Origin of the sequence: Candidatus Amarolinea aalborgensis (assembly GCF_900491745.1) — a bacterium.
GTDB classification, from domain to species: Bacteria; Chloroflexota; Anaerolineae; order SSC4; family Amarolineaceae; genus Amarolinea; species Amarolinea aalborgensis.
In genome coordinates this window covers 98,451-112,113 of sequence record NZ_UETR01000009.1, presented here as the reverse complement: position 1 = coordinate 112,113, position 13,663 = coordinate 98,451, and the positions used below count along the sequence as shown (strand labels likewise).

9 protein-coding genes and 2 tRNA genes are annotated in these 13,663 nt (G+C 62.1%); 2 read left to right on the top strand and 9 right to left on the bottom strand.

Features of this window, described 5'->3' with window-relative positions:
- The first annotated feature begins 61 nt into the window (after positions 1 to 61).
- Positions 62 to 1,681 (top strand): phytoene desaturase family protein, encoded by a 1,620-nt coding sequence (locus ACPQ6D_RS13600; RefSeq protein ID WP_423224878.1) that lies wholly within the window; start codon positions 62 to 64, stop codon positions 1,679 to 1,681.
- Here ACPQ6D_RS13600 and ACPQ6D_RS13595 read toward each other — a convergent pair.
- From ACPQ6D_RS13595 to ACPQ6D_RS13570, 6 genes are all read right to left on the bottom strand, one after another.
- Entirely contained in the window at positions 1,665 to 2,594 is a 930-nt protein-coding gene (locus ACPQ6D_RS13595) for an SDR family oxidoreductase (protein WP_423224877.1), read from the bottom strand. The genes ACPQ6D_RS13600 and ACPQ6D_RS13595 overlap by 17 nt on opposite strands.
- 11 nt (positions 2,595 to 2,605) lie before the next feature.
- Positions 2,606 to 3,433 carry a nuclear transport factor 2 family protein gene (locus tag ACPQ6D_RS13590; protein ID WP_423224876.1) on the bottom strand — a complete coding sequence of 276 codons (828 nt, stop codon included), beginning with the start codon at positions 3,431 to 3,433 and terminating at the stop codon, positions 2,606 to 2,608.
- 181 nt (positions 3,434 to 3,614) lie between these two features.
- Complete coding sequence (locus tag ACPQ6D_RS13585; RefSeq protein ID WP_423224875.1) at positions 3,615 to 4,514, bottom strand: UbiA family prenyltransferase; 900 nt, start codon at positions 4,512 to 4,514, stop codon at positions 3,615 to 3,617.
- A gap of 60 nt (positions 4,515 to 4,574) precedes the next feature.
- Positions 4,575 to 5,948 (bottom strand): M64 family metallopeptidase, encoded by a 1,374-nt coding sequence (locus tag ACPQ6D_RS13580; RefSeq protein ID WP_423224874.1) that lies wholly within the window; start codon positions 5,946 to 5,948, stop codon positions 4,575 to 4,577.
- Positions 5,949 to 6,095: 147 nt separating this feature from the next.
- Positions 6,096 to 6,168 (bottom strand) — tRNA-Ala (locus ACPQ6D_RS13575).
- Between the two features lie 30 nt (positions 6,169 to 6,198).
- A tRNA-Ala gene (locus ACPQ6D_RS13570) sits at positions 6,199 to 6,271 on the bottom strand.
- Between the two features lie 159 nt (positions 6,272 to 6,430).
- Between ACPQ6D_RS13570 and ACPQ6D_RS13565 the strand changes: the two genes are divergently transcribed.
- Positions 6,431 to 9,832, top strand: a complete 3,402-nt coding sequence (locus ACPQ6D_RS13565; protein WP_423224873.1) for a caspase family protein — start codon at positions 6,431 to 6,433, stop codon at positions 9,830 to 9,832.
- 69 nt (positions 9,833 to 9,901) lie between these two features.
- On the opposite strand, the gene ACPQ6D_RS13560 is transcribed toward ACPQ6D_RS13565, so the two are convergent.
- The 3 genes from ACPQ6D_RS13560 to ACPQ6D_RS13550 all read right to left on the bottom strand — a co-directional run bounded on the left by ACPQ6D_RS13560 (position 9,902) and on the right by ACPQ6D_RS13550 (position 13,619).
- Positions 9,902 to 11,083, bottom strand: a complete 1,182-nt coding sequence (locus ACPQ6D_RS13560) for a sigma-70 family RNA polymerase sigma factor (protein ID WP_423224872.1) — start codon at positions 11,081 to 11,083, stop codon at positions 9,902 to 9,904.
- Positions 11,084 to 11,421: 338 nt separating this feature from the next.
- On the bottom strand, positions 11,422 to 11,709 hold the full coding sequence (locus ACPQ6D_RS13555) for an acylphosphatase (protein ID WP_423224871.1): 288 nt from the start codon (positions 11,707 to 11,709) through the stop codon (positions 11,422 to 11,424).
- Positions 11,710 to 11,753: 44 nt separating this feature from the next.
- The gene (locus ACPQ6D_RS13550; RefSeq protein ID WP_423224870.1) at positions 11,754 to 13,619 is read right to left on the bottom strand and encodes a VanW family protein; all 1,866 of its coding nucleotides are present in this window, start codon (positions 13,617 to 13,619) and stop codon (positions 11,754 to 11,756) included.
- Between the last annotated feature and the right edge of the window lie 44 nt (positions 13,620 to 13,663).

Genomic DNA, 13,663 nt, shown 5'->3' with positions numbered 1-13,663 from the left:
TTCACGTGTGTTTGGTAAACTGTCATCTATGAGCGATGATAGACGAATGAGGAAAGAAACGATGCAACCATTAGTGGCCTCCGATGTTTTGATTGTGGGAGGAGGAATGGCCGGTCTAACGACCGCAGCTTACCTGGCTAAGGCGGGGTTGAAGGTGCTGCTGTGTGAGAAAGAGCAGCACACCGGTGGACTGGTCAATTCATTCGCATACAAAGGGTTTGTTTTCGACGGGGGGATCCGGGCCATCGAAGACTCGGGGATCGTAGCCCCCATGCTGCGGCAATTGGGCATCGAAGTTGACTTCCTCCCCAACCCTGTGTCTGTCGGCATTGGCGACGATGTGGTCAGGATCTCCTCGAAGGAAAGCCTGGGCGCGTACGGGGAACTCCTGAACAAATACTTTCCCGACCATCAGCAGGATATTGCAGGGATCATCCAGGAGATCGCCAAGGTCATGGGCCACATGGATGTGCTTTATGCGATTGATAACCCGCTGTTTCTGGACTTGAAGAACGATCCTAAATATGTGTTCAGGACGATTCTGCCGTGGGCGTTCAAGTACCTGCTGACCGCGCCAAAAATCGCGCAACTCGGCAAGCCGGTGGATGAGCACCTCGCCAGTTTCACCGCCAATCAGGCTCTACTAGACATCATTGCGCAGCACTTTTTCCAGAAGACCCCGGCGCACTTTGCCCTCAGCTATTTCAGTCTCTACCTGGATTACCGCTATCCCAGGGGAGGAACCGGCGCGCTGCCCCAGGCCCTGGAGCGATTCGTGCTCGACCACGGCGGCGAAATCCGGCGCGCGACCCGCATCACCAGTCTTGACCCCGGACGAAGCCAGGCGACCGATGACCAGGGGAATGTCTATCAGTATAAGAAGCTGGTCTGGGCCGCGGATCAGAAGACGCTCTACCGGATCGTCAACCCGGCAGCTCTGTCGGAGCGGAAGACCAGCGAACGCATCCGCGCCAGGCAGGAAACCCTGATGGGGAAAGTCGGCGGCGATTCGGTGCTGACTGTGTATGTCACGGTAGACCTGGAGAGCAGCTATTTTGCGCGCATCGCCAGCCAGCACTTCTTCTACACGCCGTCCACCTCCGGTCTTTCCCAGGTCAGCCTGGACGAACTGCGCACGGCTGATCTGGGGCGCGCCGCCGGGCTGATCGCCGACCGGCCGCGTATCGAGGAGTGGCTCAGGCGCTACCTGGAATACACCACGTATGAGATTTCCTGCCCCGTCCTGCGGGATCCGGCGCTGGCTCCCGTGGGCCAGACCGGGCTGATCATCAGCTCGCTTTTCGATTACGCCCTGACGAAGCACATCGCAGACCTGGGCTGGTATGACGAGTTCAAGCAGCTCGCGACGGATTCCATGATCCGCGTGCTGGACGCCAGCATCTATCCGGGGCTGCGGGCCGCCATCATGGACAGCTTTACGTCCACGCCGCTGACCATTGAGAAGATCTCCGGCAACTCCGAAGGCGCGATCACCGGCTGGGCCTTTACCAATGACGCCATCCCCGCCGTGAGCAGCCTGACGAAAGTAGCCAGTTCCGTGTTGACGCCAATTCCGAACGTCTACCAGGCCGGGCAGTGGACCTACAGCCCGTCCGGCTTGCCAATCTCCATCCTGACCGGCAAGCTGGCTGCCGATAAGGTCATCAAGGCGCTGGCGTGAGGCCGGTCAGGCGCAGGCTTGCTTCCCAGACTTGCCGGCCCAGCTTGCGGTCCAGGGCCGGCGCGGCCGGTTTCTCGTCAATGGTCAGGTGAAAGAAGCGGCCGCTCACGTTTGCCAGTTCGGGAGCGGCTGCCAGGGTGTACAACGCCTCGCCGGAGATGGCCGGGTCCTTGAGCATCGGCCCGATGGCGATGCGCTGGAACCACCGGTAGAGTGGCCCGTTGTTGTTGCCGATATTGGTCCTCACATCCCCCGGATGCATGGCATTGATGGTCACGCCCGTGTCGTGCAGCCGATCGGCGAATTCCCACGTCGTCAGCAACTGCGCGATCTTGGATGCGCCATAGCTCCGATAGCCGTTATAGCGCCTGCGCTCCCAGTGCAGATCGGCCAGATCCAGCCCACCGAACCGGTGGCCTTCGGAGTTGACCTGGATAATGCGGGCGGGCGCGCTCTGCCGCAGCCGTTCGAGCAGCAGATGTGTCAGGAAAAACGGCGCCAGGTGGTTCACACAAAACACCGTCTCGAAACCATCGCTAGTGAGAGCCCGGCTCGTCGAAAATAGGCCGACTGAATTGATCAGCACGTCAATCCGGGGATAGTCTCTCAGGAGACGCTCAGCCGCGGCGCGCACACTCCCCAGATCGCTGAAGTCTGCGAGAATGACCTCGACCGGCGCGGGGGTATGCGCCCGCAGATCTCTCTGCACAGCCGCGGCCTTGCCGTGGTTGCGGACGAGCATGACGATATGGGCGCCGGCGCGGGCAAGCCGTCTGACGGCCGCCAGTCCCACGCCCGAAGTGGACCCGGAAACAACGCAGAGCTTCCCCGTCATGTCAACGGTCGTCGTCTTCTGGCGGGCGCGGCGGTTCTTGATGAAGACGAGTTCATCCGGCCACTTGAATGCAGCCATAGCTTCTCCCTTCAGCCGAAAACCCGGCGCATGAACATGCGATAGCGTTTCTTGAGCAGCGGAATTCCATCGAGGATCGCGCCCCACAGGTCGAAATAGTCGCGTTGCGCGATGATCCGGCCGTCTTCGTGCAGGGTGAGCTTGGTGCTGCCGTAGACGGGTGTGGGCGGATACTTCGTGAAAGCCATCGTCATGATCCAGTCCATCAAGATGATGTTGGAGTCTTGCGCGATGGAGAGGATCTCCATGTGCAGGCTTTGGCAGCGCTGCGTCAGGCGCTCGCAGAGGCCGATGAATCCTTCTATTCCTTCGATGCGCTGGATGGAATCCTCGAAAACTACGTCCGGGTGATAGTACGGATAGAGATGAGACCAGTCCGGTTTGCCGTCGGTGTTGTAGGTTCTGCCCCACAATTCCCTGATGGTGCTGACATCCAGCGTCCTATGCGCGCAGCTTGCGTTGTTCTCCAGTGGGGCGGAGCTGAGGGGCGCTTCCAGTTCTACCATACGTCTCATCTCCAGATGCTTCTGCGGGGTTTTGGGGGAGCGGACTGCACCCTGCCAGATTGGTCTTGCGAGCGCCACGGCGGCCGATGCAGCTTTGCCGGCGAGCCGCTGCGCATCGCCAACCTGCTGCGGTGGGTGGATCGAGTCGTCGCCGCGGCGTCGGTCATGGCTGGCCGAAATGAAGTAGTGCTTTACGGTTCTGCGAGTGATATCGAACCTCCTGCGGGCGGCGAGATCAGAACATCTGAAATGCATCCGCGGCGATGCGCTGTCAAGAATCGCCTGGTTTGGCGACGATTCCGGCGATTCGCCGCTCGCGCGTCGCCCACGCATTCGCGGTGTCCACTCTTGCGTTCGGCGCGCAACCAGGAATGAAAATGTGGCGCAAGCCGTTGCAATCCGGCAGATTGCGTTACAGGGCTATCTTCAGGTCAGTTGCCCATGCCCCGGTGGCGCAACCGTGGATGACAACAGTCATCATCCGTGGCGATCCGTGCTCATCCGCGGCCTCTGTTCAGGTCAGGGGTGCGCCAAGCATACCCCCAAACCACCAGGCCAGCACAGTGACCACACCAATGATGACGGCCGGTTCGCGAAAGGGACCGGTGACATCGCCGCTGAAACTGCTCCTGTCGGACTGACGTAACTGGCGGATCAACACGAAAGGCGCCAGCACGAACGCCACAGCCATCACGCGTAGGGGCACGATGTTGAGCGCCACACAGGCGACCAACAGGGCAAGAGCAATGACAATGACGCCGTACACCAGGATGTTGGCAAACCGTTCGCCGGCCAGGCCCACTGTGTTTACATAACCGGCCTTGCTGTCGCACTCGCGATCGCGCAGCTGGTTGAAGAGCTGACCATAGAGCGAAATGGCGACGACAAACGCGCAGGGCAGCAGCCAGCGCCAGCCGCTGGTTTGAAAGGTGAAGTAGGCGCACAGAAACTGCAGCGCGGCCAGCAAGAGCACGTGCGAGACCAGATCCGCCCCAGGAATGGCCTTCAGGCGGACAACGCGCCAGGAATAGAGAAGGCCGAGCAGCAGGCACAGCACACCGAGCACGAACGGTCGCCAGCCAGCCAGGGCATAGAACGCCGCCGATCCCATCGCCACGATGAAACACGCGATATAGGCGAAACGCGCAGACACATCGCCCGCGGAGATCGGATTGCGCAGCACCTTTTTGGCGTCACGCGCATCGTCATCAGCATCTTCGACATCGTTGATCATGAAAGCAAAGGCCACGGCCAGCAGGTTACCCAGCAGCGTGGCGACGAGCGGCACAGAAAACTGATAAGCGCCGGCGACATTGAATCCAAAAAAAGTGGTCACCAAGACAAATCCGACAAACTCATCAAGACGCGTCAGGCGCCAGGCCAGGGTAGCCCGGCGAGCAAATGCAGATACCATAAGAAATGTCCTTTCCTCGACTAAAGTTGATGCGTCAAACGGGAGTCGAACCGCGGGGCGTCACGACGAGAGGTGCGAAGCAACCAGCAGCACGTCTACGATGTCAATGTCGCCGTCGCCAGTCCCCGCGTTATCAACGTCGAAATTGCGATCATAGCTGCCGTAGGTCACAAATGCGTTCCAGGCCTGGGCCACGCCGGTAATATCCAACACACTGGTCGCGCCGTCGCAGTTGGTGTCCGACCAGGCGTCGGTGAAGGGGGCCAGGTAGCCGCCGATGAGCGTACGACAAACCGGGCAAAAAACGCCGCTCGCCGGGTCGCTGCGGATGCGCAGCATCAAGCAATCGTTGGTGGCCCGATACCACTCGTCGTAGGTGCAGCCAGGAATACAACTGGTGCCTGGCATTCCGTTCCAGCGCGGACATCCGGCGACGTTGTCGCAATTGGCGCGCAAGGGGTTGCCGCCGTTGTTGGGACCGAAGCTGTACTCGTCGCCGAGCAGAGCAAAACTGTGGCTGAATTCGTGAATGGCCACCTGCGGCCCGTACTGTGGGAAGCGATGGTACGCCACGGCGAAGTTGACGCTGCCGGAACCGCCGTACTCGTTGTTGTTGACGAGCACGATGATCTTGTCATGGGGCGCCTGGCTGGCGAGGGGCAAGACGATGTTGCTGTTGCAGCAGATCAGGCGCGGCGTGCCAAAACAGTTGTAGTTGCACTCCAAATCGGTCGTGCTGGCAATGGCCCGCACGTTGATCACATTGGGGCGGGCGCTGTACGGCTCCACCTGGCGGAAATAATTCGCCATGGTGGCCACATCCGAGCGAAATGTGTCCAGGCTGGCGGTCGTCGTGTAATCATCGCCCAGAAAGAGCAAGTCCAGGCAGTTGTCGCCGCAGCACGGCGTGGAAACGTCTTCCCACACTGTCGTAGGCGCTTCGGGTGCGCGCTGCACACGCGCATTCAACCCCATGGCGCGCAACAGCAACGCGCCATTCAAATCATACACCTCGATGCCATCTGCGCCAGGCAGGTCAGGCGTCGTCACGACGGTATCGAGCACGGGCGGATTGACGGCCGCATGCGGAGCATCCAGCTCGTCCGACCTGGGCGCGCCCCAGACCGTCTTGCCGAGGGAGAACTGCTGTGTGGTGAGCGCAGCGCCCCTGGCGTCGAGCAGCAGGAGGGTGTAGAGGTCCTGGGTGTCCAACGGGCTGCCGCTGTCCGGCAGATAGCCGCGGCGGCCTTCGATGGCGGTCAGACTGAACTGTCCTGCCTCCACATGCAGGCTGAACAGCAGGATTGGCTGCTCGCTGCCGGCGAAGACCAGCGCGCCCTTGCATGCGAGCAAAAGCCCCAGTGCAACCAGCAGACTGACGCCAAGTTGGGAGCAAAACCGGCGCGCAGAGAAATGTACATCCCACGCCAGCATGGTAATACCTCCACAAGAGATAGGTGCAGGGCATCGGCAGTCAACACCGGTGCATTATAGTGATAGGTGGGAATTCCCCAAAATTGGCCGTGTTTGCCAGCGCCGTTGGGCAAACAAAAACCTCTCGCCAATGCGAGAGGTCTTGAGTGGAGCTGAGGGGATTCGAACCCCTGACACCTACACTGCCAGCGTAGTGCTCTCCCAGCTGAGCTACAGCCCCGAAAAATACGAACCGAACGATTCCGAGCAGTGGAGCTGAGGGGATTCGAACCCCTGACCTCATCAGTGCGATTGATGCGCTCTCCCAACTGAGCTACAGCCCCTAGCCAGGGCAGAGTATACCTGTCAGCCCCGTTTTTGTCAAGCTGCCAGTTGACAAACTTGCTGCTTGCCAGTATCCTACGGCAGCCGGAGCGTGAAGCCATTCGGCGCTCCCACCGCTGTATCCACCACGTCAGCCCCTTTTTCTGCAGGAGGTAACTATGGCTCCATCGAGCATCGCTGCCGCAGGCGGCGTGCGCCGTTCCTTGCACATTGCTGTTGACAAGTATCGTCATTCTGGGCCGTTTCTGCCCAACCTGTCAGGCTGCGAAAACGATATTCGCGCCATGCGTCAACTGCTCATCAGCCGCTTCGGGTTCGAAGAATCTAACGCCGTCTTGCTCATCAACGAACAAGCCACCCGCCAGGCCATCACCGACGCCTGGCGCGCCTTGGCCGAACAGACGCAGGCCGGCGACACCGTGTTCATCCAGTACAGCGGCCATGGCTCGCAAATACGCGACGTGCACGGCGATGAAGAAGATGGGATGGATGAGACCATCTTGCCGCATGACACGCGCGACCCAGGCCGCCAGGTGTTCGACATCACCGACGATGAGATCAAGGAATGGGTAGACGCGCTGGCAGCCAAGACCGACAACGTGGTGATTTTGTTCGACTGCTGCCACTCGGCCAGCGCCACGCGCGCGGTGGGCGATCCAACCGTGCAAACACGTCGCGTGCCTGCGGATCCGCGCGAGCCGCCGCCCGCGGCGTCTGGGACCCGCAGCGTGGGCGCGGCCCAGCGCGGCCCCAGCGGCTGGCTGCCCTTGAACGAGCGCCTGGTGTTCATGGCCGGCTGCCGCGATGATGAGGAGTCCAGCGAACACCGTGCGCCCGAAGGCGCGCGCTACGGCGCCCTCACCTACTTCCTGATGCAATCTATGCAGTCCGCGGCCCCGGATGCCACGTTCCGCGATATCTATGAGTCTGTGGTGGCCGAAGTCTCCTCGCGCTACCGGCAGCACCCGCAACTTGAAGGCGCGCTCGACCGGCCGCTCTTCGCCCGCGAAGCATCCGACCAGCAGCCCTTCTTTTACGTCAACCAGGTGGACGCGGCCAACCGCCTGGTTGAAATTGGCGCGGGCGCGGCCCACGGCATGCGGGTTGGATCGCAGATGGCGCTCTTTCCACCGCGCACGCGGCGTTTTGACCAGGAGAAGAATCGCCTGGCCAGGGCCACCATCGTCCAGGTAGGCGGCGTCAGCAGCCAGGCGCGGCTGCCGGATGACGTGGATCCGGCCAGCGTGCCGCTGCGCGCGCGCAGCGTGGAGGCGGTGCGCAATTCGGGCGATCAGCGCCTGCGCGTGGCCCTGCGCGCGGACGCAGGCGACGATGTGCTGCTGGCCCTGATCCAGGACACGCTGGCAACCTCCAGCCGCCTGCAGATCGTGGACGAGCAGGCAGGCCCCGATGCGCAGGTCTTGGTGCAGGCGCAGGCCATCAGCCTGCTCTTTCCCGACGGCCGCTTGATGATGCAGCCGCTGGCGCCGCAAACGCCCAACGTCGAAACCGCAATCCAATCCCGCCTGGAGGCGGTGGCGCGTTTCCAGAACACCCTGCATATCGAAAACCCCACCTCCGGCCTGACCAATGCCCTGGAGGTGAGCTTCGAGCGGCAGATCGTGCGCGGCGCCAACAGCGGCGCGCCGCTGACGCCGCGGCAGGGCGGGCAGTTGGTCGTCAAGGAGCATGAACCGTTCCTGATACGCTTCACCAACCGGGGCGCCGCTTCCATTTATGTCACCTTACTGGGATTTAGCGCGGATTGGGAGATCGCCAAGCTCTATCCACAACTCAATAATGACTTCCCGCCGTTGGCCCCCGGCCAGAGTCACGTGCTGTCCTTCGACGAGGGCAATCTCATGACTGAACTGCCCTATGCCGCCAACGAAGCCACCGACTTCTACAAATTCTTTGTCACCAGCCAGCCGACCGATTTTTCGGTGCTCACTCAAGCGGGGGAGCGCGACACGCCGCCGGCCGATCTCGACCAGCAGTCGCCGCTGCAGCGGCTGCTGTGGCAGGCCGGCGCCCTCCCATCACGCAAGGTGTCCATGCCCAGTCTCCGCCAGCCGGCCGATGACTGGGCCACACTGACGGTCGGCCTGACGGTGCAGCGGGACGCCGCGGCCGGTCTGCCGGCCACCACCCTGGCGGTCGGCGACACCAGCGCCTCCCTCAGGGGCACCTCGACGGAGATCGTAAAACCGCAAGGCTTCAGTGCAACGCTCAACCCCGGCTCGTGGATGATGAGCCGTCGCGGTACGGGCGCCGTGGACATTACGCAGCCCCCGCCTGATCGGTTCTTCGATATGCCGGGCATCGAGCCGTATACGTTCACGGAACCGCCCGGGGCGCCGCGGCGCGGCATCAGCGTGGAGCCTGGCGCGGCGTACATTGACGTGCTACCCCAAGCCGGCGAGATCAGCCCGCAAGCGCCGCTGAAATTCATGATGCCGGTGGATGAAGACACGCAGGCCATGATCGCGGTGGCGACCGACGGTATGGCCTACTATCCGGTCGGCGAGAAGGCCGACGATCAGCCCAGCCGGGGCGCGGGCGGCGCGCCCATGTGGCCCATGCGCATCAACTGGATGCCCTCCGGCCCTTCGACGCGCGGGATTGGGCGCACGATTCGTCTCTACCTGTACAAGATCAGCGGCCAGCAGATTCCGGATACCGGCCTGCGCCACGCGCAGGTGAACGCCGCCGGCCAGGTGGAGTACACGCCGATCAAGGAGGGCGACCTGGAAGGCGTCTCCAAAGTGGCGCTCTTTGTGCATGGCTTCACCTCCGACACGCGCTGGATGGTGCAAGGCCCCGCGCAGTGGTTGAATTCGGAGGGCCTGGGCTATCATTTCATCACCTTCGATTACGAAACGTTCAACACCCCGGTGGCTGACAACGGCAAAATCCTGCAGCAGGCGCTGGTCAAAGCCGGCTTCCGGCCGGACGATGGGCGCCAGTTGGACGTGTACGTGCACAGCCTCGGCTCGCTCGTGTCACGCGCGATGATCGAAAAGTGGGGCGGCGCGGCGTTCGTGGATCGCCTGGTCATGGCCGGGCCGCCGAATGCCGGCACGCCGCTGGCGAAGTACGGCAAGCAGGCCATCACCTGGCTGGGCAGTGTGCTCCTCAACAGTGCGGCGGCCACGCTGCCCGCGTTGATTGGCAGCTGGTTCCTCAGGCAGGCGGTGCAGCAGGCCGTCTCGACGGTGGACATGGAACCAGATTCGCCGCTGCTGAGTGAAATCAACGCCCTGACGCAGCCTGACAACGTGCCCTACCTGGTGCTGGCGGGGCGCAATGAAGAGCGGCCGCAGTCGCCCAACGCGACCTGGAAGGACATTGCCTTGAAAACGTTGGGCGATGTGGTGGATCTGGGCCTCGATGTGCTGTTCAAGGGGCAAAACGACCTGGCGGTCGGAGTCAAGAGCGCCGGCAGTGTGCGCGACGGCGACTACCCGCCGTTGAAGGTCGTGGAGATGACGTGTAATCACTTCGGCTACTACGGCTCCCCGCAGGGCCAGGAAGCCATCCTGCGCTGGCTGACGCCCTGATCAGTTCCCAAACAAACTCGCCCGCCGGCAATCCGGCGGGCGAGTGAAAAACAAAACCGATCTCCAACTCTACAGGTAATCACGCAGCTGGCGCGCGCGGCTGGGATGGCGCAGGCGGTTGAGGGCCTCGGCCTCGATCTGGCGAATACGTTCACGCGTCAGGCCAAATTTGTTGCCCACTTCTTCCAACGTGTAGGTGCGGCCGTTATCCAGGCCGTAGCGCAAGCGCAGGATGCGCGCCTCGCGCGGGGTCAAGGTTTCCAGCAGTTCTTCCAGTTTTTCACGCAGCAGGCTGTTGCCCGCCACATCGGGCGGCGAGGGTGAGTCTTCATCCTCGATGAAATTGCCCAGCGTGCTCTCTTCCTCTTCGCCCACCGGCTGCTCCAGCGACACCGGGTGGCGTGAGATGCGCAGCATCCAGCGCACCTGCAGCGAGTCCAGCCCCATGGACTCGGCGATCTCTTCAGGCTGGGCCGGGCGCCCTAGTTTCTGTTCAAGCTGGCGCGCGGTGCGGTACAATTGGCGAATGCGGTCGCCCATGTGCACCGGTAGGCGAATGGTGCGGCCCTGGTCAGCCAGCGCGCGCGTGATGGCCTGACGGATCCACCACGTGGCATAGGTGCTGAGCTTGTGACCGCGCTCTGGCTCGAACTTATCCACGGCGCGCATCAGGCCCAGGTTGCCTTCCTGGATCAAATCGGCAAAAGGCACGCCCTGGCCCATGTAGCGCTTGGCAACGCTGACCACCAGGCGGGTGTTGGCGCGAATCAGATGCTCGCGCGCGGCTTCGCCCTGACGCGAGAGCTCGAGTAAGCGATCTGTCTCCCACTGGCCGCCATTACGCAGGCGTCGCCGGGCCACGCGTCCCTCAGCCAGTTGTTTGGCCAGGGACATCTCATGTTCTGGGGTAAGCAAGGGCACGCGCCCCATCTCACGCAAATAGAGCGTCAAGGGATCATCGGTCGGCATCTCGCTGAGGTCTAGATCAATCCCCACTTCGAGTAACTGTGCGGTTTCAATTTCCTCAATGCCTGCGCCGTCGCGCGGCGGACCGATTTCTGCTTGGGCGGTACCTGCATCGGGATAAATCTCGATACCCAGTTCTTGCAAGCGCGCAAACAGATCTTCGAGCGCCTCGATCTGTTCTTCGGCTTGCGGCCAAACAGCCAGGATATCATCGAACAGCAAGTAACCACGGGATTGTGCCAACCCTTGAAGCTGTTTCAGCGCCTGCTCAACTTCTGGTGTCATGGTTTGCGCCGCAATACCTATCATCGCGTCGGTCGCTGTGACGCCATTCGCCATGGCTCCATTGGTGGTGGCTGTGTCCCCGTGAACAGCCAATGCCGTCAATAGGCACCTCCCCATAAACGTAACTACGATTGTACAAGCAGTATAACATACGGCTTGTTCAACGTCAACCGTCAAATCTAACAAAAGTTAAAAGACGAAGGCTCCAAGTCGGATTGACATCCCTTCCTTGTCCTTCGTCGTTGCGTTTGACTACAGATACGGCGATGCTTACATAGACGGGGGCCTTCTGACCCCGCTCTGTCCGATCAAGCTGCGCGCCGGGGGCGGCCGTGCAGCTACCAGCCGCTCACCTTGAACAGACTGAATTCGCCCGTGTATGGTTCGTTGACGGCATCAACTTGGCTCACATAAGCCGCGGCCGGACCTTGATGGCACCACGCGACGACATCGGCTACGGCGCTGGCTTCGCCTTCGAAAACGGCTTCCACGGAGCCATCGCTGCAGTTGCGCACCCAGCCCGTGACGCCTGCAGCCTGGGCCTGGCGTCGCGTGGACTGGCGAAAATAGACGCCCTGCACGACGCCGTGAATCCGCACGCGTACACGAACTAGCTGCCTCGTCAAGACGTTCTCCCACAAACATCGGTCACGTGAACAGGTTCAAGCCATCAACCGCCGGGCGCTGGCGTCGGCCCCACCAGGTAGACGGCGCGCCAGGGCTGATACTTGCTCACGAACTTATCCTGGCGCAGCACCTGGTCGCCCTGCTTGATGACCCGCGTCACCACGACATCGCGGCCATCCACGGCCCAATCTACCTGTTTCCTGGCGCCAGGCGCCAACGTCGGATCGAGTTGGTAGAGCGGCGGCTCAGGCTTGCGTACATTGGTGATCTCGGGGCCAATCCGTTCCACGGTGCGATTAGGCTTGGCGCCATAGAAATTGAAGGTCAGCCGGCCTTGCTGCAAATCAAGGTCTGGTTGGATCAACAAATAGGCGCCGGTGTCATTGCGAAAACGAAAATCTACGCTCGGCGTGAAGATGGTGGCATCCATGCCCGGCTCGCCATACCAGTTGACCACATAACCGTGCGCCCAACGCTCAACGATGGGCATGCCGCCCCAGAACGCCGCGCGGAAGACCGTGGTGGAAACCTGACAGATGCCGCCGCCGATGCCGACCGCGGTGCGGTCTCCCCAGATGACCAGTGAATCTTCATAACCATTGGCCGCGGATACATCGCCGACGATGCGATTGAAGGAAAAGATGCCATTGGGCGGCACCACAACGCCCTCGAACTGCTCGGCGCCATGACGGATGTTGGCAATGCGGGCAGCGCTGGAACCTTTGAAGGTTGTCGTGCCGCTTGCCACCAATTCCCGAATGCCCATCTGGTCGAGGTCGCGCATGTCCACGGCCGGTTTGACCACCTGCAGCGGCAAATCCACCTCGGCGCCTCCACTCCGCAGCGCAACCAGGGTGCGGGTGACGGTCTCAGCCACATCCAGCGCACGGCCAATTTGGCTGGGAGACGCCACGCGCAGGCGTCCAGTCTCTGGATCGAAATGAAGACGCGCATCGGTGGTCGGTCGCGCCAGCCTGGCCGCCAAATCCTCGGCATAGCGCTGCAGCGCGGCTTCATCCACCTGCAGCGTCAGGGTGATGCCGCCTGCGGCGGCTGGCTGCGGGGCAATGCGCAGCCAGGATGCCAACTGAACCGGGTCAATGGCAAACTGCTGCGGCGCTTCGTCATTGGCCGTGTCGCCAGCGTAGGACAACCGCAGCGGCGTGTGCAGCCAGCGGCGCGCCTGCGCGGCTACCGCCTCGACATCATCCACGGTCGGCAAGACTTCTTGCACTGTCACGTCCACCGTGCCCGATTCCCCCCGCGCCAGCTGCGCCTGCACCGCGGCCCACGTGGCCTGCAGATTGGTGTGGCGCCCCACCTGGCTGGCCGTTGTGACCACCTGCAGTCCCTGAATCGTGACGGTTGCGTCGTGCGCGGGGCGGTCAATGGCCTGGGCAATGCGATGAAGCAGGTCGGTCACCTGCGCCTCGCCGATGGTCAGCGTGGGCGCGAGGTTGGCGCCTGCGCGGACGAGCTGCCACTGTTCAAGCAGCGCGGCCAGCGGGCTGGCCTTGCGCCCCAGTTGGTAGGCGCGCTCAGCGCTGGCGCGGGCATCTATCTGCACACCCAGGTCTGAGCCGGCAAGAGGCCAGGCCTGTTCGCCAAAACGCAGCAGAATCGTCGGCCCCTGATAGGGCGTCAACTGTTCCTGCAAGCGCGCGGCGGCTTGGTCACGCGTCAGCTCGCTCAGGTCTACCCCGGCCACGCGCACCCCGGCGAAAACCCGGTTTGCAAAGCGCAGCTGCACGGCTGTGATGCCGGTCAGCAAGAGTAAGACACTCAAGCCGAGGAAGAGACCAAAGAAAATCGCCAGGTTTGGCCGCCGGCGGCGCGATACCCGCTGTAGATTGTTTACAGACGTTTGCGGCCTGCCGACGCGTTGAGAAGAGGGTGATGTTGTCGTCATAGGGGAATTCTAGCATCAAAGCGTCTGCACGACAAGCAACTCCG